Here is a 20,796-nt window from a genome sequence, read left to right on the forward strand (position 1 = left end):
CCGTGTCGAAGGATCCCATACGGGCACCGGGCGAGCTGTGCAAGACCCTCCCCTTGCGAAAAGGGGGACCCGCCGCCGCGCCCTGCCCTCCCGAGGGCGCCCTACTCCAGACGCACCAAGTGCACCTCGGTGTGCGGCTTGCGTCCGGTTTCGCGCTGCAGGAAGCGGCGCAGGGCGAGCCGGGCGGTCTCCTGGACGATCTCGTCGCGCCGGCGGTCGGCGACGCGCAGCTTCTGCACCGCGGCCTCGACCGCGTCGATCGCGGCGTCGATCGCCTCGTCGTCCTCTTCCGCCTCGCCGAACAGACCGAACGCGGAGAGCTGCGGGTCGTCCTCCAACTGCCCGTCGGCGTCGACCACCAGGGTCAGCACGGCGACGCCGGCGAAGCCCATCTTGCGCCGCTCGCGGATGCTGCCGCTGTCGGTCGGCAGGATCTTGGTGCCGTCCAGCGCCATCCGCCCGACCGGCACGTGGTCGATGATCTCCGGCGCGTCTCCGGGCGCCAGCCGGATCACCGAGCCGTCGGAGGGAACGATCGAATGCGGCACCTGCAAGCTGTCGGCGAGACGCGCGTGGGACAGCAGATGGCGCGGCTCGCCGTGCATCGGCACCGCGATCTTCGGGCGCACCCACTGGTACATCTGGGTCAGCTCGTCCCGGCAGGGGTGGCCGGAGACGTGGACGAAGTGGTCCTCCTCCGTCAGCACCTCGATGCCGCGCTGGACCAGGCGGTTCTGCAGGGTATGGATCGCCTTCTCGTTGCCCGGGATCACGCGCGAGGAGAAGATCACGTGGTCGCCCGCCTCCAGCACCACGTTGGGATGCTCCGCGCGGGCGGTGCGCGACAGGGCGGAGCGGCTTTCCCCCTGGCTGCCGGTCATCAGCAGCAGAACGTGATCGCGCGGGATACGCTCCAGGTCGCGTTCGGAGACGATCTCCGGCAGATCGCGCAGATAGCCGCAGTCCTGGGCCGCGCGCACCATGTTGTGCATCGACCGGCCGACCAGGCACAGGCTTCGGCCCGTGGCGATCGCCACTTCCGCGGCGGTTTGCAGGCGCGCCACGTTGGTGGCGAAGCAGGTCATCACCACCCGGTTGTCGAGCGACCCGACCAGCTCCTTGAGCGCGGTCCGCACGTCCATCTCCGAGCCGGAGTGGCCGGGCGCCATGGCGTTCGTGGAATCCCCGATCAGCGCCAGGATGTTGTCGTCCTTCAGCCGCTCCAGGCGCTGCTGGTCGAAGTTGGCGCCGACCAGCGGATCCGGATCCAGCTTCCAGTCGCCGGTGTGCAGCATGTTGCCGACCGGCGTGCGGATCAGGATCGAGCTCGGCTCCAGGATCGAGTGGGTGACCGTGATGAATTCCAGGTCGAACGGCCCGACCGTCGCCTGCCCGCCGACCGGGATCTCGTGGATCGGGACCTCGCCCTCGAGCCCGTGCTCAGACAGCTTGCGGCGCAGCACGGCGCAGGTGAACGGCGTCCCGTAGACCGGCGCGCCCAGCCGGCGCCACAGGTAGGGCAAGGCCCCGACGTGGTCCTCGTGGGCGTGGGTGATCACGATGCCGGCCAGGTTGTCTTTCCGCTCGGCGATCCAGCGTACGTCCGGCAAGAGCAGGTCAACGCCCGGCGTCGTCTCGTCGGCGAAGGAGATACCGCAGTCGACCATCATCCACTGGCCGGCGTGGCCGTACAGGTAGAGGTTCAGACCGACTTCGCCGGTACCGCCGAGCGGGCAGAAAAGTAGTTCGTCGGCGCCCGGCGCCGATTCCGCATCCATGTTTGGGCCAAGCCTTTCTTGGGTTCAGGTGTCCGCGCGCGGTTGCGCCGCGCCGCGATTGAGGTCGTGGACCATTTTAAGGCCACGCAACGTGAGATCCCGGTCGACGTGATGGATCGCTGCCGTCTCCGCCTCGAACAGCGGGGCCAGCCCGCCGGTCGCGATGACCGTCAGGGACTGGCCGTAGTGCCGTTCGATGCGCGCGAGCAGTCCCTCGATCAGGCCGACGTAGCCCCAGAACACGCCGGAGCGCATCGCCGTGACCGTGTCCTTGCCGATCGGCGACGGCGGCTTTTCCACCGCCACGCGCGGCAGCTTGGCCGCGGCGTTGGTGAGCGCGTCCATCGAGCCATGGATACCGGGCGAGATGGTCCCGCCCTCGTAGGCCCCGTCGGCGCCGACGATGTCGATCGTGGTCGCCGTGCCGAAGTCGACGATGGCGAGCGGGCCGCCGTAGCTGTCGTGCGCCGCGAGCGCGTTGACCAGCCGGTCGGCGCCGACCTGATCCGGGCGGTCCAGGTTTACCCGCACCCCCGTTATCACACCGGGCTCGCCCACGACCAGCGGCGTGCCGTTGAAGTAGCGCGTGCACAGAGTCTTCAAGGCGTAGTTTGCCTGCGGCACCACGTTGGCCAGCACGCTGGCGGTGACGTCCGCCGGCTTCAGCCCGTCGAGCGCCATCAGCTGGCTGAGCCAGACGGCATACTCGTCCGCCGTGCGCCGGGCGTCGGTCGAGGCGCGCCAGCGGCCGACGATCTGGGCGCCGTCGTAGACCGCGAAGACGGCGTTGGTGTTGCCGGAATCGATCACCAGCAGCATGGCCGCGCTACCCCTGCCCCGATCCGGGCGCCGCGCCCGGCTCGGCGAAGAAGACGTCGCCCACGCTCAGGCGCTCGCGCCCGCGGTTCGTGTCGATCAGCAGGCCGCCGCGATCGTCCATGTCGTGAAAGCTGCCGTGCACCTCCCGGTTGGGCAGGCGCACGCGCAACCGCTGACCCGGCCGGTGGGCGTGGGTCAGCCACCGGCGGCGCAGCGGCGCGAAGCCGTCCTGTTCCCAGCGGTTCGTCCAGACCAGGAAGTGCTCCGCCCAGGGCGCCAGCAGCTCTTCGGGCCGGATCGCGCGGCCGGCGCGCTCCCACTGCAAGGCGGTCGCCGGAAACGCCGTGTCGCTCGGTGCCTCGGCGATGTTGACGCCCAGACCCAAGAGCAGCGCCTGAAACGTACCGTCGCTGTCGACCACCGTTTCCAGCAGGATCCCGGCGACCTTGCGGCCGTTCACCAGCACGTCGTTCGGCCACTTCAGTCGCACCTGCGTCTGCTGCGGCATCAGGTCGCCCAGCACATCGACCAGCGCCAGCGCCGCGGCGAAGCCAAGCTGCGCCGCCTCCCCGATGCCGCAGTTCGGCCGCAGGACGGCGGTCACGTAGAGGTTGCCGCGCGGGCTGGTCCAGCTGCGCCCGCGCCGGCCGCGCCCGGCGGTCTGTTCCTGCGCCCAGACCAGCGTGCCGTGGCCGGCATCCTGAGCGCGCACCAACCGGCGCGCTTCGTCGTTCGTGCTCGGCAGCGCGTCGTGGGCGCGCAGCCGGTAGGCCGGCGGCAGGTCGAGCGTGCGCGCCGGATGCGTCATCCAGCGGCGGCCAGCAGGGATGCCGCCGCCGCTTCGGCGCCGGAGACGATCGGCGACGGAAAGACGAAGAACAGCAGGGTGATCGCGCCGGCCGCGCCCATGATCAGGCTCATCTCACGGCCGAACGGCTGGTCGAAGCTTTCCGCCGGCTCGTCGAAGTACATCAGCTTGACGATCCGCAGGTAGTAGAACGCGCCCACCACACTCGAGAGCACGCCGACCACCGCGAGCGTGTACAGCTGCGCCTCGATCGCGGCCAGGAAGACGTACAGCTTGGAGAAGAAGCCGGCGAGCGGCGGAATGCCCGCCATCGAGAACATGAAGATGCCCATCGCCAGCGCCATCAACGGATGCGTCCGCGACAGCCCGCGCAGGTCGTCGATGTTCTCCACCATCCGGTCCTTCTGGCGCATGCACAGGATCACCGCGAAGGTGCCGAGGTTCATGAACAGGTAGATCGCCATGTAGACCGCGAGACCGCGCACGCCGGCCTCGGTCCCGGCGGCGAGCCCGATCAGCGCGTAGCCGACGTGGCCGATCGAGGAGTAGGCCATCAGCCGCTTGATGTTGGTCTGGCTGATCGCTGCCAGCGCGCCCAGCACCATGGAGAGCAGCGAGATCGCGACCACGACCTGCTGCCACTGCGCCACCAGTTCGGCGAACGGCCCCATCAGCACCCGCGCGAACAGCGCCATCGCGGCGATCTTGGGGGCGCTCGCGAAGAACGCGGTGACCGGCGTGGGCGCGCCCTCGTAGACGTCCGGGGTCCACATGTGGAACGGGACGCCGCCGACCTTGAACGCCAAGCCCGCCATGACGAACACCACGCCCACGATCAGCCCGATCGACGGCGCCTCGCCCGCCTGTGCGGCCTGCTGCAGGATCTCCGCCAGGGTGTTGAAGTTGGTGGTGCCGGCGAAGCCGTAGACCAGCGAACTGCCGTACAGCAGCATGCCGGAGGACAGCGCGCCGAGCACGAAGTACTTCAGGCCAGACTCGGTCGAGCGCAGCGTGTCGCGCCGGAACGCGGCGATCACGTAGAGGCTCAGGCTCTGCAGTTCCAACCCGATGTACAGGCTGATCAGGTCGTTCGCCGACACCATCATCATCATGCCGACGGTGGCGAACAGCATCAGCACCGGGAACTCGAAGCGGGACATGTTCTCCCGCTCGATGAACCGCCACGCCATGATCAGGCTGACCGACGAGCCGACCAGGATCAGCCCCTTCATGAAGTTGCCGAAGCCGTCGCGCACGAACAGCCCGCCGAACGCCAGTTCGCGCGCGGTCGGCTGCAGCCAGACCAGGACGAAGGTGATCACGGTCGCCACGGTGGCGAGCGACAGCACCAGGCCGGTCGGGTTGCCCTGCCGGAACGCGCCCAGCATCAAAAGCGCCATCGCGCTGACCAGCAGGAACAGCTCCGGGGCGATCGTGGCCAGATCGTAGGTCATATGCGCGTCGTGCCTCTCGCCGCGATGCGGACCGTCATTTGCTTGACCACAGGGTGGCCAGGCTGGGCGTGTCGGCGTCCGCCAGGGCCTGTTGGTAGTTGGTGATCAGGTTGTCCACGCTGGCGCTCATCACGTCCAGGAAGCTGACCGGGTAGATGCCCATCCACAGCACCAGCACGACCAGCGGGGCGAACACCGCCTGCTCGCGCCAGGTCAGGTCCTTGATCTTCATCAGGCTCTCTTTGGTGAGCTTGCCGAACACGACCCGGCGGTAGAGCACCAGCATGTAGGCCGCGCCCAGCACCATGCCGGTCGCCACCAGCAGCGCCACCCAGGTGTTCACCTGGAACGCGCCGACGATCACCAGGAACTCGCCGACGAAGCCGCTGGTGCCCGGCAGGCCGACGCTCGCCAGCATGAACAGCATGAACAACAGCGCGTAGTTCGGCATCCGATGCACCAGCCCGCCATAGGCGTCGATCCGGCGCGTGTGGATGCGGTCGTAGATCACGCCCACGATCAGGAACAGCGCGGCCGAGACGATACCGTGCGAAAGCATCTGGAAGATCGCGCCCTCCATGCCCTGCTGCGTCAGGGTGAAGATGCCGGCGGTGACGTAGCCCATGTGCGCGACCGAGGAGTAGGCGATCAGCTTCTTCATGTCCTCCTGGGCCAGCGCGACCAGGGACGTGTAGATGATCGCCACCACCGACAGCGCGAAGATCAGCGGCGCGAACAGCGCCGTCGCCTCCGGCAGCATCGGCACGGAGAAGCGCAGGAAGCCGTAGGCCCCCATCTTCAACAGCACGCCCGCCAGGATCACCGAGCCGGCGGTCGGCGCCTCGACGTGGGCGTCGGGCAGCCAGGTGTGCACCGGCCACATCGGCACCTTGACCGCGAACGAGGCGAAAAAGGCGAGCCACAGCCAGAACTGCATCTCCGGCGGAATGCCGGCGCCAGCCAGCAGGGTCGGGATGTCGGTGGTGCCGGTCTCAAAGTAGATCGCCAGGATCGCCAGCAGCATCAATACCGAGCCGGCGAGCGTGAACAGGAAGAACTTGAACGCCGAATAGACGCGCCGCTGGCCGCCCCAGACGCCGATGATCAGGAACATCGGGATCAGCACGCCCTCGAAGAACATGTAGAAGAGCACCAGGTCGAGGGCGCAGAACATCCCGACCATCAGCGTTTCCAGCACCAGGAACGCGATCATGTATTCCTTCACGCGGTGCTGGATCGCGTCCCAGGACGCGAGCACGCAGATCGGCGTCAGCAGCGTCGCCAGCAGGACGAACATCATCGAGATGCCGTCCACGCCCATGTGGTAGGTGATCCCGAACTGCGGGATCCAGGGCGCCTCCTCGACGAACTGGAAGGCCGCCGTGCCGCGGTCGAACCCGAACCAGATGAACAGCGACAGGACGAACGTGATCAGCGAGGTCCAGAGCGCCACGTAGCGGGCGTTGCGCGCGACCACGTCCGGTTCGCCGCGGATCATCAGGATGAAGCCCGCGCCCACCAGCGGCAGGAACGTGACGAGCGAGAGCAGTGGCCAGCCGTGCATCGCGCTTATCCGATCTGCGTGACGAGGTACCAGGTGACGAACACCACCACGCCCGCGAGCATGACGAACGCGTAGTGGTAGAGATAGCCGGTCTGCAGCCGGCTGGTCCGCCGGGACAGCCGGCCGGTCAGCGCGGAGAGGCCGTCCGGCCCGTAGCCGTCAATCACCGCACCGTCGCCGCCCTTCCACAGAAAGGTGCCGAGCGCGCCCGCCGGCCGGACGAACAGGAAGGCGTACAGCTCGTCGAAGTACCACTTGTTGTAGACGAACCGCCAGACCGGCTTGATCGCGCCGACCACGCGGCCGGGCAGTTCCGGCCGGGCCATGTACATCAGGTAGGCGAGCCCGATGCCCGACACGGCCATGACCAGCGGCAGCAGCTTGACCCACAGCGGCACGTTGTGCGCCGCGTGGATCACGTCGTGGTCGCTCTGGACGATGCTCTGCCCCCAGAACGCCAGGCGGCTGTCGCCGACGAAGGCGTCGTAGCCGATCCAGCCGGCCAGCACCGCGCCGATCGAGAGCACGACCAGCGGGCCCAGCATGACCCACGGGCTCTCGTGCGCGTGGTCCAGCACCTTCTTGGGCGCCCGGCTCTGCCCGTGGAAGGTCATGAACAGCAGGCGCCAGGAATAGAACGCAGTCATGAAGGCGGCCAGGATGCCCATCCAGAAGGCGAACTGCCCGCCCCCGCCGTCGGCCGCCCAGGCGGCCTCCAGGACGATGTCCTTGGAGAAGAAGCCGGCGAACGGCGGCAGACCGGCCAGCGCCAGGCTGCCGATCCACATCATCGCATAGGTGTAGGGGATGGTGCGCCAGATGCCGCCCATCTTCCGCATGTCCTGCTCCTCGTGCATGGCGTGGATCACCGACCCCGCGCCGAGGAACAGCAGCGCCTTGAAGAAGGCGTGCGTCATCAGATGGAAGATCGCCGCCCCGTAGGCCGAGACGCCGATCGCGAACATCATGTAGCCGAGCTGCGAGCAGGTGGAATAGGCGATCACCCGCTTGATGTCGTTCTGCGCCATCCCGACGGTCGCGGCGAAGAACGCGGTCGCGCCGCCAACCACCGTGATCACGCTCATCGCCACCGGCGCGTACTCCAGGATCGGAGAGACGCGGCACAGCATGAAGATGCCCGCGGTGACCATGGTGGCGGCGTGGATCAGCGCGGAAACCGGCGTCGGGCCCTCCATCGCGTCGGGTAGCCAGGTGTGCAGGCCGAGTTGGGCGGATTTCCCCATCGCGCCGATGAACAGCAGGATGCCGACGACGTCGAGCGCGCTCGCCTGCATGCCGAGGAAGCTGATCGAGCTGTCCGCAACCTCCGGGGCGGCGGCGAACGCGCCGTCGAAGGTCGCGGCCCCGGTCAGGAAGAACACCGCGGCGATGCCGAGCGCGAAGCCGACGTCGCCCACGCGGTTGACCAGGAACGCCTTGATCGCGGCGGCGTTGGCGCTGGGCCGGTCGTACCAGAAGCCGATCAGCAGGTAGGAAGCGACGCCGACGCCTTCCCAGCCGAAGAACAGCTGCACGAAATTGTCCGCCGTCGCCAGCATCAGCATGAAGAAGGTGAACAGCGACAGATAGGCGAAGAAGCGCGGCTTGGAGGGGTCGTGCTCCATGTAGCCGACGGAGTAGACGTGCACCATCGCCGAGACCACGGTGACGACCGCCAGCATGACCGCGCTCAGCGTGTCCATGCGCAGCGCCCAGCTGAGCTCGAAGCTGCCGGAATCGATCCAGGTGAACAGCTCCGTCGTGCGCGCGTTGCCGGCGACCGCGACGTCGAAGAACACGATCACGCTCAACAACGCCGACAGGAGCATGGGCGCGATGGTCGCGATCTGGGCCCCCCGGTCGCCCAGCTGACGGGCGAACAGACCGGCCAGGATAGCCCCGATCAGCGGCAGGAAGACGGCGACGACCTCCATGGCTGGCCTAGCCCTTCATCATGTTGATGTCTTCCACCGCGATCGAGCCGCGGTTGCGGAAGTAGATCACCAGGATCGCCAAACCGATCGCCGCCTCGGCCGCCGCGACGGTCAGCACGAACATCGCGAACACCTGGCCGACCAGGTCGTTCAGGTGGGTCGAGAAGGCGACCAGATTGATGTTCACCGCCAGCAGCATCAGCTCGATCGACATCAGGATGACGATCACGTTCTTGCGGTTCAGGAAGATCCCGAAGATGCCCAGCGTGAACAGGATCGCCGCCACGCTGAGGTAATGCGACAGGCCGATCTCCAGCATTAGACGCCGCTCCCCGACTGCACCTTCTTGACTTCGACCGACTCGTCGCGCGTGCGGAACGACTGCTCGCGCAGGTTCTGCCGGCGTACGCCCGTACGCGTACGCAGGGTCAGCACGATCGCGCCGATCATCGCGACCAGCAGCACGATGCCGGACGCCTGAAACAGGTAGACGTACTTGGTGTAAAGCACGTTCCCCAGCGCGGCGGTGTTGGAGACCTGCTCGGGCGGCGGCGTCGGTACCTGCGCGACCTGCGCGGCCTCCGGCGAGATCGCCCAGCCGCCCAGCACCATGAACAGCTCGACCAGCAGGATCAGGCCCACGGTGGCGCCGATCGGCAGGTACTGCAGGAAGCCCTGGCGCATCTCGGCGACGTTGATGTTCAGCATCATCACGACGAACAGGAACAGCACCGTGACCGCGCCCAGGTAGACAACGACCAGGATCATCCCCAGGAACTCGGCCCCCATCAGCACGAACAGCCCGGCCGCGTTGAAGAACGCAAGGATCAGGAACAGCACCGAATGCACCGGGTTGCGCGACGAGATCACCATCACCGCGGACGCGATGGCGACCGCCGAGAAGAGATAGAAGCAGAGCGCCTGAACGACCATGAGCGTATCTCTGAACCCGTGTCTTGGAGACGAAGGCCGGACGGCCTCCGCCGGTGGCGGTGTCTTCTAGCGCGTGCGGCCCGTCCGCGTCACGCGCTGTGGGCGGGTCGGCGCCGGCCGCGGACAGTTCCCCGGGCGCCCGGCGCGTCTCTGCTCCCCCGGACGCGTCGAGCTCGGGGACCCTGGCCTCGAACCACATGCCCCCGATACGTCTGCGCCGGCCCGTGAGGTGGGCCGGCGCGGCGGTCAGCGACCCTGGCGGGTCAACGGTAGGGCGCGTCCAGCGTCAGGCGCTGGGCGATCTCCTGTTCCCAGCGGTCGCCGTTCTGGAGCAGTTTCTCCTTGTTGTAAAACAGCTCCTCGCGGGTTTCCGCGGCGAACTCGAAGTTCGGCCCCTCGACGATCGCATCCACCGGGCAGGCTTCCTCGCACAGACCGCAGTAGATGCACTTGGTCATGTCGATGTCGTAGCGCGTCGTCCGGCGACTGCCGTCCTCGCGCGGCTCGGCCTCGATGGTGATCGCGAGCGCCGGGCAGATCGCCTCGCACAGCTTGCAGGCGATGCAGCGCTCCTCGCCGTTGGGGTACCGGCGCAACGCGTGCTCGCCGCGGAAGCGCGGGCTGATCACGCCCTTCTCGTAGGGATAGTTCAGCGTGACCTTGGGCTTGAACATGTACCCGACGGTCTTGCTCAGGCCCGAGATCAGCTCCCACAGGAGCCAGGATCGCGCGAACCGGTCGAGGGTTGCCATGGCGTCTTCAACCTCGTCAGTTGGCCTCGCCCGCGGCGGCCCCGCTGTCTCACAGCGCGGCTCCGGTCGGGCGACGCGGCGGCGCCCACCATAGTCAGGCGGCCCGCCCGTGCAAGGGGCGTCTCGCCGCCCCGTCCGGTCGCCGACCGGCGGGCGCGGCGCAGCCCGGGTTACTGCGGCAGCAGGTCGAAGGTGACCAGCACGCCGGCGGTCAGCACGACCCAGCCGAGCGACACCGGCAGGAACACTTTCCAGCCCAGGCGCATCAGCTGATCGTAGCGGTAGCGCGGCAGCGTCGCGCGCACCCAGATGAACACGAACAAGACGGCGGCGATCTTCAGCGCCAGCCAAATCTCGCCCGGAACCCAGGTGAACGGCGGAATCCACAGCGGCGGCATCCAGCCGCCCAGGAACAGCACGGCCGTGATCGCCGACAAGAGGATCATGTTCGCGTATTCGCCCAGGAAGAACAGGGCGAAGGTCATCGAGGAGTACTCGACGAAGTACCCGGCGACGAGCTCCGACTCGCCCTCCGGCAGGTCGAAGGGCGTGCGGTTCGTCTCCGCCAGGATGGAGATGAAGAAGATCACGAACATCGGCAGCAGCGGAATCGCGAACCAGAGGTTCTGCTGCGCCTCCACGATGCCCGTGAGGTTCAGCGTCCCCGCGCACAGCACGACAGAAACGATGACGAAGCCCATCGAGACTTCGTAGGACACCATCTGCGCGGCCGAGCGACACGCGCCCAGGAACGGGTACTTCGAGTTCGACGCCCAGCCAGCCATTATGATGCCGTAGACGCCAAGCGACGAGATCGCGAACAGGTAGAGCACGCCGACGTTGATGTCGGCGATCACCTGGTTCGGGCCGAACGGGATCACCGCCCAGGCCACCAGCGCCAGCACGAACGTCACCATCGGCGCCAGCACGAACACGATCCGGTTCGAGCCGGCCGGCAGGATGGTCTCCTTGAACAGCAGCTTGATGCCGTCGGCCAGCGGCTGCAGCAGCCCGAACGGGCCGACCACGTTGGGCCCGCGGCGCAGCTGCATGCCGGCGATCACCTTACGCTCCGCGTAGGTCAGGTAGGCCACCGCGATCAGCAGCGGCACCAGGATCGCGACGATCTGCAGAACGATAAAGATCGCCGGCCAGAGGTAGCCTGTCCACAAGTCAGCCATGAGTGCCCGTCGCTTCGCGTTTCGGCAGGATGAACGCTTCCGTGCAGCGCGCCATCGTCTCGGAGTTCCGGCTGATCGGGTCGGTCATGTAGAAGTTCGCGACCGGCGACCGGAACGGCTCGCCGCCGAGCTTGCCGCGCGTGCCGAACGCCTCCCACTCGGCCGGCGCCAGCTGGTCGATCCGGGCGAAGGTATCCGCCGTCTCGATCAGCTTCTGCCTCACCTGCCCCAAGTTGTCGTACGGCAGCGCCTGCCCGGTGTACGCCGACAGCGCGCGCAGGATCGACCAGTCGTCCCGGGCCTCGCCCGGCGGGAAGCCGGCCAGCCGGCCCAGCTGCACGCGCCCTTCGGTGTTGACGTAGGTGCCGTTCTTCTCGGTGTAGGCCGCGCCCGGCAGGATCACGTCGGCGGCGTGCGCGCCGGCGTCGCCGTGGTGGCCCTGGTAGACGACGAACGCGTTGTCCAGCCGGCTGGTGTCGAACTCGTCGGCGGCCAGCAGGTAGACCGTGTCGATCTCGCCCGTCTCGGCGCCCTGCAGGATGCCCTCGACGTCGCGGCCGCCCGTGCCCGGCAGCAGGCCGAGGTCGAGCCCGGCGACCCGCGCGGCCGCGGTGTGCAGCACGTTGAAGCCGTTCCACGCCTCCTGGACCATGCCGAAGCTCTCGGCGATCTGCCGGCCCAGCGCGAGCACGGCCGCGCCATCCTCGCGGGCCAGCGCGCCCTGGCCCAGCACGATCATCGGCTTCTCGGCGTTCTTCAGCGTCTCCGCGAACGGATGCTTGCCGTCGGCGACCTGCTGAAGCGTCTCCGGCCCGGCGCCCAGGTACTCGGTCTGGTAGGTCAGGTCCATCTGCTCGCCGACCACGCCGACCTTGAAGCCGCCCTTGAGGAAGCGCTTGCGCAGGCGGGCGTTGAGCATCGCCGCCTCGCGCCGCGGATTGGTGCCGACCAGGAGACAGGCGTCGGCCTCCTCGATCCCGGCGATCGTGGTGTTGAACAGATACCCGGCGCGCGCGCCCTGGCCGATCTTCGCGCCGTCCTGCCGGCAGTCCAGGTTGGGCGAGCCCAGCGTGCCCATGAAGTCGCGCAGGGCCAGCATGCTCTCCGCGTCGCACTGGTCGCCGGCGATCGCGCCGACCTGCTCGCCGGTCTTGCCCTTCAGGCGCTTGGCGATCGCGGTGAACGCCTCGTCCCAGGTGGCCTCTTCCAACCGGCCCTTCTTGTTGCGCACGAACGGCCGGTCGAGCCGCTGCCGGCGCAGGCCGTCGCAGGCGTGGCGCGTCTTGTCGTCGATCCACTCCTCGTTGACGTCCTCGTGCAGGCGCGGCAGCACGCGCATCACATCGCGGCCGCGGGTGTCGACACGGATGTTGGAGCCGACCGCGTCCATCACGTCGACCGACGGCGTCTTGCGCAGTTCCCACGGCCGGGCGGAGAAGGCGTAGGGGCGCGAGGTCAGCGCGCCCACCGGGCAGATGTCGACCAGGTTGCCGGACAGTTCGCTGTCGATCGCCTGCTCCAGCGTGGTGATCTCCATGTGCTCGCCGCGGCCGACCGCGCCGATCTCCTCGACGCCCGCGACCTCCGCGGCGAAGCGGATGCAGCGGGTGCAGTGGATGCAGCGGGTCATGATCGTCTTGATCAGCGGACCCATCTCCTTCTCCGGCACCGCGCGCTTGTTCTCCTCGTAGCGCGACCGGTCGAAGCCGTAAGCCATCGCCTGGTCCTGCAGGTCGCACTCGCCGCCCTGGTCGCAGATCGGGCAGTCCAGCGGGTGATTGATCAGCAGGAACTCCATCACGCCGCGGCGGGCCTTCCGGACCATCTCGGTGTCGGTCCAGACCTTCATGCCGTCCTGTGCCGGCATGTGGCAGGACGCGATCGGCTTGGGCGAACGCTCCATCTCGACCAGGCACATCCGGCAGTTGCCCGCGATCGACAGGCGCTCGTGATAGCAGAAGCGCGGGATCTCATGGCCGGCGATCTCGCAGGCCTGCAGGACGTTCACGCCCTGCGGAACCGTCACTTCCTTGCCGTCTATCTCCAGGGTGGGCATGGCAGGTCCTTACTCCGCGGCGGTGGCCACGCTGGTGGCCCGCTTGGCGTGCTTGCGCTTGTACTCGACGATCCGCTCTTCCAACTCGGGGCGGAAGTGGCGGATCAGCCCCTGGATCGGCCAGGCGGCCGCGTCGCCCAGGGCGCAGATGGTATGGCCCTCGACCTCCTTGGTGACGTCCCAGAGCTTGTCGATCTCGTCGATCTCGGCCTTGCCCTGGACCATCCGGGTCATCACCCGCCACATCCAGCCGGTGCCTTCCCGGCAGGGCGTGCACTGGCCGCAGCTCTCATGCTTGTAGAACAGGGCGATCCGGCAGATCGAGTCGATGATGTCGGCGGACTTGTCGATCACGATCACCGCCGCCGTCCCCAGGCCCGTCTTGGAGTCCTTGAGCGCGTCGAAGTCCATCAACTGATGGTCGGCGACCGACTTGGGGATCAGCGGTACCGAGGAGCCGCCCGGGATCACCGCCTGCAGGTTGTCCCAGCCGCCGCGCACGCCGCCGGCGTGCTTCTCCACCAGGTCCTTGAGCGGAATGCTCATGGACTCCTCGACGTTGCACGGCTTGTTCACGTGCCCGGACAGGCAGAAGATCTTGGTGCCGGTGTTTTTCGGCCGGCCGAACCCGGTCCACCAATCGACCCCGCGGCGCAGGATCTCGGGGGCGACCGCGATCGTCTCGACGTTGTTGACCGTGGTCGGGCAGCCGTAGATGCCGACCTGGGCCGGGAACGGCGGCTTCAGGCGCGGCATGCCCTTCTTGCCCTCGAGGCTTTCGAGCAGCGCGGTCTCCTCACCGCAGATGTACGCCCCAGCACCGCGGTGGATGTAGATATCGAAGGCGTAGCCGGAGCCGCAGGCGTTGTCGCCGATCAGCCCCGCGTCGTAGGCCTCCTGGACGGCTTCCTCCAGGTGGTTGCCTTCCTGCCAGAACTCGCCGCGGACGTAGATGTAGGCCGCCCGGGCCCCCATCGCGAAGCCGGCGACCACGCACCCCTCGAGCAGACGGTGCGGGTCGTAGCGCATGATCTCCCGGTCCTTGCAGGTCCCGGGCTCGGATTCGTCGGCGTTGACCACGAGGTAGCTCGGCCGCGGATCGTTCTTGGGCATGAACGACCACTTCATGCCGGCCGGGAAGCCGGCGCCGCCGCGCCCGCGCAATTCGGAATCCTTGATCTTCTGCAGCAGCGTGTCCCGGCCCATGGCGAGCATGTCGCCGGCACCCATCCAGACGCCGCGCCGCTTGGCGCCGGCCAGCTTCCAGTCGTGCTGGCCGTACAGGTTGGTGAAGATGCGGTCCTTGTCCTGCAGCATGGCGTTAGCTGCTCCCCTTGTCCGACGAGGTGCCCGCCTCGTTGTCCGCCTGCGCGGCCGCGGCGCGCGCGCGCCGCACCTCGGCCGGGACGAACGTGCCGTTGGCGTACGGCCCGTCCGCCGCGCCGTAGTCCTGGACGTCCGTCAGCACGGTCGGCCCGCCTTCCGGCTCGGAGCCGGCGCGGCCCTGCTGCGAGCCCGGGGTCGGCGTCTTGCCGGCGCGCCAGTCGTCGATCAGCCGCTCGACGATCTCCGGGGTGAGATCCTCGTAGTACGCCTCGTTATTGACCTGCATCATCGGCGCGTTGCAGCAGGCCCCCAGGCACTCGACCTCCATCAGCGAGAACAGGCCGTCTTCCGTGACCTCGCCGTCGTCGATCCCGAGCTTGGTCTTGACCGCGGCCAGGATGTCGTCGGCGCCGCGCAGCATGCAGGGCGTGGTGCGGCAGATCTGCAGCTGGACCTTCCCCGGCTTTTCCAGGTTGTACATCGTGTAGAAGGTCGCGATCTCGTGCACGCGGATCGGGGCCATCTCCAGGATCTGCGCCACGTACTCGATCGCGGCCCGGGTCAGGTGGCCCTGGTTCTGCCGCTGCGCGATCCACAACAGCGGCATCACCGCGCTCGCCTTGTGATCCTCGGGGTACTTGGCAAGCGCGAACTCGGCCTCTTTCCAGCTCGCCTCGGTGAACGCGAAATCGCCGGTCTCCGGCGGGCGGAAGCTGGTGACCTTGGGGTGCGTCGTCACACGGCTCATCGGTCGATCTCTCCGAACACGATGTCGAGCGAGCCCAGGATGGCGACGCTGTCGGCCAGCATGTGGCCGTTGCACATGTAGTCCATCGCCTGCAGGAAGTGGAAGCCGGGCGCGCGGATGTGGCACTTGTACGGGCGGTTGCTGCCGTCGGCGACCAGGAACACGCCGAACTCGCCCTTGGGCGCTTCGACCGCGCGGTAGGTCTCCCCCGGCGGCACGTGATAGCCTTCGGTGTACAGCTTGAAGTGGTGGATCAGCGCCTCCATCGACCGTTTCATCTCGGCGCGCTTGGGCGGCACCACCTTCTGGTCGTCGGCCCGGACCGGGCCCTCGGGCATCTTGTCCAGGCACTGGCGCATCAGGCTGACCGACTGGCGCATCTCCTCCATCCGGATCAGGTAGCGGTCGAAGCAGTCGCCGTTCTTGCCGACCGGCACGTCGAAGTCGAGCTCGTCGTACACCTCGTACGGCTGCGACTTGCGCAGGTCCCACGGGATGCCGGTGGACCGCAGCGCCGGGCCGGAGAAGCCCCAGTCGAGCGCCTCCTCCTGGCTCATGATGCCGATGTCGACGGAGCGCTGGCGGAAGATCCGGTTTTCCGTCAGCAGATCCTCAACGTCGTCCAGCACCTTCTCGAAGTACTTGCAGAACTCGTAGATGTCGTCGACCAGCCCGGGCGGGATGTCGCGCGCGACACCGCCGGGGCGGAAGTAGCCGGCGTGCATGCGCGCGCCCGACGCGCGCTCGTAGAACTCGAGCAGCTTCTCGCGTTCCTCGAAGAACCATAGGAACGGCGTGATCGCCCCAACGTCGAGGGCATAGGTCGAGATGTTCAGCAGATGGTTCAGGATCCGCGTGATCTCGGCGTAGAGCACGCGCACGAACTTGCCCCGGCGCGGGATTTCCAGGCCCAGCAGGTCCTCGACCGCGAGCGCGTAGGCGTGCTCCTGGGCCATCGGCGAGACGTAGTCCAGGCGGTCGAAGTAGTGCACCGCCTGCAGGTAGGTCTTATACTCGATCAGCTTCTCGGTGCCGCGGTGCAGCAGGCCGATGTGCGGATCGACCCGCTCGATCACCTCGCCGTCCATCTCCAGCACCATGCGCAGCACGCCGTGCGCGGCCGGGTGCTGGGGCCCGAAGTTGAGCGTCAGCGGCTTGATCTGGGACTCGGCCATCAGCCCTCGTTCTCCTCACCGTGGCCTTCGGCCTTCTCGTCGCCCGGCAGGTGCAGCATGCCTTCCCACGGGCTCATGAAGTCGAAGTTGCGGAATTCCTGGGTCAACTTGACCGGCTCGTAGACCACGCGCTTCTCGTCCTCGTCGTAGCGCACCTCGACAAACCCGGTCAGCGGGAAGTCCTTGCGCAGCGGATGCCCCTCGAAGCCGTAGTCGGTCAGGATCCGGCGCAGGTCCGGGTGGTTGGCGAAAAACACGCCGTACAGATCCCAGACCTCGCGCTCGCACCAACCGGCGTTGGAATACACCTCGGTGACGCTGTCGACCGGCGTCTCCTCGCCCGCGGGCAGCTTCACCCGGACGCGCTGGTTGTGCTTCAGCGAGAGCAGCGAATACACCACCTCGAAGCGTTCCTGCCGCTCGGGATGGTCGATCGCGGTGATGTCCATCAGCAGCCGGAAGTGGCAGTTCTGGTCGTCGCGCAGGAAGGACAGCACCTTCACGATCGACGGCCGGGTGACCCAGACGGTGAGCTGCTGGTTCGCCACCGAGGTCTCGGTCACCTCGTCCATCAAGGCGCTGGCGATGTATTCGCCCAGGTCTGTGAGCGCTTGCGTATCGGCCATGTCGTCCTCGTTGGGCGCGCCGCAGCCGTGCCCGCGCCAGGACCGGAAACCGGCCCCCCGGCGCGGACAGCGACGCGCGGGCTGACGGGAAGCGGGCGCGGGAACCGGCGGGTTACGCCATGGTCCGGTCGAGCTGCCCCTCGCGCCGGATTTTCTTCTGCAGCTGCAGCACGCCGTAGAGCAGCGCCTCCGCCGTCGGCGGGCAGCCGGGCACGTAGATGTCCACCGGGATGATCCGGTCGCAGCCCCGCACCACCGAGTAGGAGTAGTGGTAGTAGCCGCCGCCGTTGGCGCAGGAGCCCATGGAGATCACGTAGCGCGGCTCCGCCATCTGGTCGTACACCTTGCGCAGGGCCGGCGCCATCTTGTTGCAGACCGTGCCGGCGACGATCATCACGTCCGCCTGCCGCGGGCTCGCCATGAACACCGAGCCGAACCGGTCCAGGTCATAGCGGCTCGCGCCGGCGTGCATCATTTCGATGGCGCAGCAGGCCAGCCCGAAGGTCATCGGCCACATCGAGCCGGAGCGCGCCCAGGCGGACAGCTTGTCCAGCTGCGCCACCAGGAAGCCCTTGTCCTGCAGCTCGTGCCCGAGGTTGTCGAGCAGCTTGCTCTTGTCGAGGTCCGCGACGTCGCGGCCGCCCGGCTGGAGGGCCTGCGGGCCGCCCTCGCGTGCGAGAGACGGGTTCACTCCCATTCCAGCGCCCCTTTCTTCCACTCGTAGATGAAGCCGATGGTCAGGATGCCGAGGAACACCACCATCGACCAGAAGCCGAACACCCCGATCTCGCTGAGCGACACCGCCCAGGGGAACAGGAAGGCAACCTCTAGGTCGAAAATGATGAACAGGATCGAGACCAGATAGAAGCGCACGTCGAACCGGCTGCGGGCGTCGTCGAACGCCTCGAAGCCGCACTCGTACGCGGAGTCCTTTTCCGGGTCCGGGCTCTGGCGGGCGACGACGTAGCTCGCGCCCACCATGGCGAGCGCCAGACCGATGGCGATGCCGAAAAAGATCAAGATCGGGAGATACTCGATCAGCAGGCTTTCCATGCCAACGATCCTCGCCGTTTTGCCGTACGCCGGCCCGTTAGCCCGTTGGCCCGTGGCTGATTGCCGGCGCTTGTGCGTTATCGTCTTCGTTATCGTCCGCGCGCGGGTCCGCCCGCGTCATCACCGGGCGAGGTTTGCCAGCCCGGCCTCATGTGCGCAATGCCGCGCGTCTTATCACGAACGGCCCGCCGCGTCAGGCATCGCGACCCCGGCACCACGGCGATTTTTTCGCCGCGGCCTGTCGCCGGAGCCGGCGCGACGCCGCGCGCCGACCCGATCCCGCCTGATCCACTGACATAGCGCCATGGTTCGGGCCCGGAAAGTGGGGACGCCGACGGGGCCCGTCCCGCGCGGTGGATCGCCGCAGGCGCCCACCGCGCGGGACGGGGACGCACCGGCTCACTGCGCAAAGCTACCGGCGTTTCCATGGAGGTACGATAAAGGGAAATGGCGGGAGTGACGGGACTCGAACCCGCGACCTCTGGCGTGACAGGCCAGCGCTCTAACCTACTGAGCTACACCCCCGCGAGCCCATCGCTGGGGTAGCCGTCGTGTACTGGACGGTTCCCGATGTGTCAAGCGAATGAAAAGGCGTCGCAATGGCCTTCCAGCCGGCCCGGTCCCGCCCGATCGTGAACACCGATTCTTGCCGCCGTCCGAGGCAGTTAGCCATCCGCTCGGCAGGCTTGAAGCTCGTCGGATGCCGGCCACCTGTCCAGCTTCGAAATGCGGCTTCGCCGGCCCCCGGGGTCAGCGGACTTCGAACAGGAACAGCAGCGTCGAGACGCTGATCAGCGACAGCGTGGTCGAGAGCAGCACGGTCGCAGCCGCGCCCTCCCCGTTCGCGTTGTATTGCTGGCCCAGCACGTAGACATTCACCCCGGCCGGCAGGGCGGCCATCACCACCGCAACCTCCAGCCACAGCGGGTCGAGGGCGAAGACGTAGCTCCCCAGCACGAACACCAGGCCTGGCATGGCGAGCAGCTTGAGCGCGCTCAGCGCCAGCGGCTCCAGCGGCAGCCGCCCGGTGCGGTAGCCGACCAGCGAAGCGCCCATGGCGAACAGCGCGACCGGCACCGCCGCCTGGCCCAGCGTGTTCAGCAGCGACTCCAGCGTCTGCGGCAGCGGCCAGCCGCTCGCGTTCCACAGCAGCCCGAGACCGAGTCCCCAGAGAATCGGGTTCCGGACCAGCCCGCGCGCCGTGGCGATCGGAATCGCCCGCAGCCGTTCGCCCTGCCCGCGGCCGACTTCAACGACCAGCGTGACCAGCGGAAACATCAGGGCGGAGTGGAACGCGACCATCAGGAAGGCCGGCAGGCTGGCGCGCTCGCCGAACGCGGTCAGCAGCAGCGGGATGCCCAGCAGCACGGCGTTGGAGTAGCTGCTGCACAGCCCGCCGATGCCGGACTCGGCCAGGGTCCGCTGAAACACGAGGCGGCTGACGAGCGTCCCGACCCCGAACATCGCCACCGCGGCGATGTAGTACGACAGCAGGAACGGCCAGGCCACCGCGCCCGCCATGTCCATCTGCGCCATCGACCGGAACAGCAGGGCCGGGATCGCGAAGGTGAAGGCGAAGGTGCTCAGCCCGCGCACGTAGCCGGGATCGAACACCGCCATCCGGACGGCGGCGTAGCCCACGCCGACCAGGCCGAACACCGGGATAATGATATCGAGCAGGATGGACATCGGGCTTCCAGGGGACGGGGCCAGCGGCCGCTGCGGTCGTCGGCGTAACGCGGACGCGCTGGCACGCGCGCGCTGCACGGGCGATTCTCGGTCCCACCCAGAGACTTTGCACGCAACGCGGCGCCATCCGTGAAGGATGCCTCGAGATGCCCCTCAACCGGGCGCCGTTCGGCATGAAGCTGGTTATCTTATTGAGAAACCGATAACTTCACCCTGCGGAGCTTGACCAAGTAAGCGTCTCGAGGGATCGCTAAGGGGTATCGGAGCGGCCGTGCGAAAGAGTCTGCGACGCAGTCGGACGTTGCCGGCCGGTGAGAACGCCCCGTGCCGCCGCGGCCGAAGGCCCGGCCCAATACCGTCGACTTTAGCTCGGATACGGTGAGTATTGGTGGGCGGTGCTGGGGTCGAACCAGCGACCTTCTGGGTGTAAACCAGACGCTCTTCCGCTGAGCTAACCGCCCACCGCGATCGGCCGGATCGCCCCGATCTACCGCGAACAGACCTACCGCGAACCGACCTAACGCGAACCGGCCGCCGAAGGGCGAACCCGCGGCGGCCGGATCTCACTCGGGCAAGGGCGCCGCGCGGGTCAGTTCAGCGCGTCCTTGAGACCCTTGCCAGCCTTGAATTTCGGCTGATTGGTCTGCGGGATCTGGATGCGCTCGCCGGTGCGCGGATTGCGGCCTTCCGACGCGGCGCGGGTCGCCACGGAGAAGGTGCCGAAGCCGACCAGCCGAACCTCATCCCCCTGTTTGAGCGAGTTGGTGATCTCTTCGAATACACCGTCAACGGCCTTTGACGTATCGGCCTTCGACAGCCCCGACCTCTTGGCGACAGCGTCGATCAACTCGTTTTTGTTCACGTCAAACCCCCCAGTCTATTGGGTAAAGTACCGGCATC

19 protein-coding genes and 2 tRNA genes are annotated in these 20,796 nt (G+C 67.6%); all 21 read right to left on the reverse strand.

Features of this window, described 5'->3' with window-relative positions; all coding sequences use genetic code 11:
* Positions 1-101: 101 nt before the first annotated feature.
* Positions 102-1,778 carry a ribonuclease J gene (locus tag CKO28_RS09755; RefSeq protein WP_200340559.1) on the reverse strand — a complete coding sequence of 559 codons (1,677 nt, stop codon included), beginning with the start codon at positions 1,776-1,778 and terminating at the stop codon, positions 102-104.
* 24 nt (positions 1,779-1,802) lie between these two features.
* Entirely contained in the window at positions 1,803-2,597 is a 795-nt protein-coding gene (locus CKO28_RS09760; RefSeq protein WP_200340561.1) for a type III pantothenate kinase, read from the reverse strand.
* 7 nt (positions 2,598-2,604) lie between these two features.
* Entirely contained in the window at positions 2,605-3,405 is an 801-nt protein-coding gene (locus tag CKO28_RS09765) for a biotin--[acetyl-CoA-carboxylase] ligase (RefSeq protein ID WP_200340563.1), read from the reverse strand.
* A complete protein-coding gene (gene nuoN / locus CKO28_RS09770; protein ID WP_200340565.1) occupies positions 3,402-4,859 on the reverse strand; it encodes an NADH-quinone oxidoreductase subunit NuoN in 1,458 nt (485 codons plus the stop codon). The genes CKO28_RS09765 and nuoN overlap by 4 nt, the downstream gene beginning before the upstream one ends.
* A gap of 34 nt (positions 4,860-4,893) precedes the next feature.
* A complete protein-coding gene (locus CKO28_RS09775; protein WP_200340567.1) occupies positions 4,894-6,423 on the reverse strand; it encodes an NADH-quinone oxidoreductase subunit M in 1,530 nt (509 codons plus the stop codon).
* Positions 6,424-6,428: 5 nt separating this feature from the next.
* Positions 6,429-8,357 carry an NADH-quinone oxidoreductase subunit L gene (nuoL, locus tag CKO28_RS09780; protein WP_200340569.1) on the reverse strand — a complete coding sequence of 643 codons (1,929 nt, stop codon included), beginning with the start codon at positions 8,355-8,357 and terminating at the stop codon, positions 6,429-6,431.
* A 7-nt stretch (positions 8,358-8,364) separates the two neighbouring features.
* A complete protein-coding gene (nuoK, locus tag CKO28_RS09785; protein WP_027289097.1) occupies positions 8,365-8,673 on the reverse strand; it encodes an NADH-quinone oxidoreductase subunit NuoK in 309 nt (102 codons plus the stop codon).
* A 2-nt stretch (positions 8,674-8,675) separates the two neighbouring features.
* Positions 8,676-9,290 carry an NADH-quinone oxidoreductase subunit J gene (locus tag CKO28_RS09790; protein ID WP_200340571.1) on the reverse strand — a complete coding sequence of 205 codons (615 nt, stop codon included), beginning with the start codon at positions 9,288-9,290 and terminating at the stop codon, positions 8,676-8,678.
* Between the two features lie 263 nt (positions 9,291-9,553).
* Entirely contained in the window at positions 9,554-10,042 is a 489-nt protein-coding gene (gene nuoI / locus CKO28_RS09795; RefSeq protein WP_200340573.1) for an NADH-quinone oxidoreductase subunit NuoI, read from the reverse strand.
* Positions 10,043-10,212: 170 nt separating this feature from the next.
* Positions 10,213-11,223 (reverse strand): NADH-quinone oxidoreductase subunit NuoH, encoded by a 1,011-nt coding sequence (gene nuoH, locus CKO28_RS09800; protein ID WP_200340575.1) that lies wholly within the window; start codon positions 11,221-11,223, stop codon positions 10,213-10,215.
* Positions 11,216-13,279 carry an NADH-quinone oxidoreductase subunit NuoG gene (gene nuoG, locus CKO28_RS09805; protein WP_200340577.1) on the reverse strand — a complete coding sequence of 688 codons (2,064 nt, stop codon included), beginning with the start codon at positions 13,277-13,279 and terminating at the stop codon, positions 11,216-11,218. The genes nuoH and nuoG overlap by 8 nt, the downstream gene beginning before the upstream one ends.
* A 9-nt stretch (positions 13,280-13,288) precedes the next feature.
* Positions 13,289-14,596 (reverse strand): NADH-quinone oxidoreductase subunit NuoF, encoded by a 1,308-nt coding sequence (gene nuoF, locus CKO28_RS09810; RefSeq protein WP_200340579.1) that lies wholly within the window; start codon positions 14,594-14,596, stop codon positions 13,289-13,291.
* A 4-nt stretch (positions 14,597-14,600) separates the two neighbouring features.
* Positions 14,601-15,353, reverse strand: a complete 753-nt coding sequence (nuoE, locus tag CKO28_RS09815; RefSeq protein WP_200340581.1) for an NADH-quinone oxidoreductase subunit NuoE — start codon at positions 15,351-15,353, stop codon at positions 14,601-14,603.
* On the reverse strand, positions 15,350-16,528 hold the full coding sequence (locus CKO28_RS09820) for an NADH-quinone oxidoreductase subunit D (RefSeq protein ID WP_200340583.1): 1,179 nt from the start codon (positions 16,526-16,528) through the stop codon (positions 15,350-15,352). Before CKO28_RS09820 ends, nuoE begins: the two co-directional genes overlap by 4 nt.
* Positions 16,528-17,154: an NADH-quinone oxidoreductase subunit C gene (locus CKO28_RS09825; protein WP_200340585.1), complete on the reverse strand. Its 627-nt coding sequence runs from the start codon at positions 17,152-17,154 to the stop codon at positions 16,528-16,530. Before CKO28_RS09825 ends, CKO28_RS09820 begins: the two co-directional genes overlap by 1 nt.
* 112 nt (positions 17,155-17,266) lie before the next feature.
* Entirely contained in the window at positions 17,267-17,851 is a 585-nt protein-coding gene (locus tag CKO28_RS09830) for a NuoB/complex I 20 kDa subunit family protein (protein WP_200340587.1), read from the reverse strand.
* Positions 17,842-18,207, reverse strand: coding sequence for an NADH-quinone oxidoreductase subunit A (locus tag CKO28_RS09835; RefSeq protein WP_200340589.1), 366 nt, complete (start codon positions 18,205-18,207; stop codon positions 17,842-17,844). The genes CKO28_RS09830 and CKO28_RS09835 overlap by 10 nt, the downstream gene beginning before the upstream one ends.
* A 448-nt stretch (positions 18,208-18,655) precedes the next feature.
* Positions 18,656-18,732: transfer RNA gene (locus CKO28_RS09840), tRNA-Asp, on the reverse strand.
* Between the two features lie 225 nt (positions 18,733-18,957).
* The gene (locus CKO28_RS09845; RefSeq protein ID WP_200340591.1) at positions 18,958-19,896 is read right to left on the reverse strand and encodes an AEC family transporter; all 939 of its coding nucleotides are present in this window, start codon (positions 19,894-19,896) and stop codon (positions 18,958-18,960) included.
* A 386-nt stretch (positions 19,897-20,282) separates the two neighbouring features.
* Positions 20,283-20,357, reverse strand: a tRNA-Val gene (locus tag CKO28_RS09850).
* Between the two features lie 128 nt (positions 20,358-20,485).
* Positions 20,486-20,758: an HU family DNA-binding protein gene (locus tag CKO28_RS09855; RefSeq protein WP_200340592.1), complete on the reverse strand. Its 273-nt coding sequence runs from the start codon at positions 20,756-20,758 to the stop codon at positions 20,486-20,488.
* Positions 20,759-20,796: the final 38 nt, after the last annotated feature.

The organism is Rhodovibrio sodomensis (assembly GCF_016583645.1).
Taxonomy (GTDB): Bacteria; Pseudomonadota; Alphaproteobacteria; order Kiloniellales; family Rhodovibrionaceae; genus Rhodovibrio; species Rhodovibrio sodomensis.